General features: G+C 66.0%; 3 protein-coding genes. 1 reads left to right on the top strand and 2 read right to left on the bottom strand.

Annotated elements, in window-relative coordinates; all coding sequences use genetic code 11:
- The coding region (locus AC1DX8_RS21115) for a substrate-binding domain-containing protein (RefSeq protein ID WP_477631923.1) at positions 1–600 on the top strand (600 nt) is incomplete at its 5' end.
- A gap of 428 nt (positions 601–1,028) precedes the next feature.
- Here the strand turns inward: AC1DX8_RS21115 and AC1DX8_RS21110 are convergent.
- Together AC1DX8_RS21110 and AC1DX8_RS21105 are read right to left on the bottom strand one after the other, a co-directional pair.
- A complete protein-coding gene (locus AC1DX8_RS21110) occupies positions 1,029–1,157 on the bottom strand; it encodes a hypothetical protein (RefSeq protein ID WP_477631922.1) in 129 nt (42 codons plus the stop codon).
- A gap of 41 nt (positions 1,158–1,198) precedes the next feature.
- The coding region (locus tag AC1DX8_RS21105) for a transposase (protein WP_477631921.1) at positions 1,199–1,884 on the bottom strand (686 nt) is incomplete at its 5' end.

Here is a 1,884-nt window from a genome sequence, read left to right as displayed (position 1 = left end):
GAGAAGCCCGTGGTCGTCATCGGCAGGAGCAGTCAGCAACAGCTCAACTGCCATGGCGTAGTGCGAAACAATGAAGTCGATGGGCGACTTGCCACGCAGCACCTGATCGACGGAGGTCGCCGAAACATCGTGGCACTGGTGACGAGATCGCCCACGCTCGTTGAAGAGGAACGTATCTCTGGGTACGCGCAATCGATGGCGAAGCATGACCTCGTGCCACGCGTGCGCTTCTGGGCAGAAGGGCTTGGCCTCTCCGCCTACTCCGAGAGCGTGGAGGCCATGGCGGTGGCCGCTGAGCCCTTTGACGCCATTGTTGCGATCGGTGAGTACACTGCTTTTCCCGCCCTGCGCTCGTTGCGCCGCCTGCGACTTCAAGTTCCGGAGGACGTGGCAGTGGTCGGCTTCGAGTCCTCGCTCGCCGCACTGGCGACGGACCCGCCACTGACCACGATCGAAGAACCTTCGGGCGAGTTGGCGCGGCGTGCCGTTGACGCCATGCACCGGCTCATCAGTGGCGAAACGCCTCCGAGGGAATGTGACCGCGTACCTGGTCGCCTCGTCCAGCGATCGACATCTGTACCGATAAATAGCGATCGATAGGAAAAAGCCTATTCACCGAAATGTATCGCTACGGCTCGCCGAAGACGGGTGAGTACGCCAGTACGCCCACATCCCGGTCCTGAACTCTTGGGCTGGCCAGAGCCGGTCTCAGTGGAGGGCGCAGTGGCGACCGCCAGGATGGCCGTGATCGCGACCTCGGCGGGTTGGCGGGCATCGGCAAGAATCCGTGACAGGTGCAGCTGAGCCACCTTGGCCGAGTCGCGCACCTTCCTGTTATACGGGCTCAACGCGATCAGCAGCCGGAGGGCTCATGCTCGGTCTGGGTCCAGGGCGTCGCTCCAGGGTGCTCCCTGAACTGCCCCCTGGGTGGCCATCGGCTCGCTGTCAGGCGCTGAGCCGGAGCGCCGGATGTTTTGGGGGTCGAGGCCCTTCGGCGCGCTGTTCAAGGTAATCGATGCACTGCTTGGTCACGCCGGTTCCTCGGAGCCGGGGTGGTCGAGCGTGACGACCTCCATGGCCCGGCGCCGGAGCTGTGCGCTGACGGATTTCGGGGCCAGTGACTCGTTGCCGATCTCGGCCGAATCCCCGGTTGACAACGGCCTCCTCGACAACCCAGATCCGGCCGGTAACAGGGCTCCTAGGAGCCCTCGATCGTCCCCGCCGGTCCGCCGGTCCGCCGATCTGACGCCCTGAAAGCGGCGTTCCCTTTCCTGCTCGAAGCCTTCCCGCGCCAGGAGCGCCACGACTCGGGCGCCTTCGGGAAGGCCAAAGGCGGCGTCCAACCGCGCGGGGGCCGCCACCCTGATGGGGGAGGTCCACCCTTCCCGCGGGCCTTGGTGCGGTCGAAGTAGGCGCGGCCCTCGGTGGGGTTGCGCAGCTGGACGGTGGCCATGATGTGCAGCACCCGGTTGATCTGACGGTTACCACCGCGAGACAACCGGTGGCGGACGTTGTCCCCTGAGGAGGCGTCGATGGGTGCGGTGCCGGTCCAGGAACCGAAGTGGTTGCTGCCCGGGAACCGGGTGATGTCACCGACTTCAACCAGCAGCCGGGCAGCGCCGGAGGGGCCGATCCCGTTCAGGTCCATCAGGGCGGTGCCGGTGGCGGCAACCAGGGCGGTCAGCTCCTTGTTCGCGGTCTTCTTGCGTTGGTAGATCCGCTCGAGGTCGGCGATCAGTTCGGCCGCGACCCGGGGCCGAGTCTTGCCGGCGGCATCACGCGGACGAACGGTTGCCAGCAGCGCCTTGGCCTGTGCCGCGGAGAGGTCCTTCTTCGCGCCTCCGGGGATCAGTTCCAGGAGCAGCTGGTGGACCTGGGACAYCT

The organism is Pedococcus sp. P2_A3 (assembly GCF_056405035.1).
Note: the sequence above shows the minus strand (reverse complement) of the source record. Positions and strands in the feature narration are given on the sequence as shown.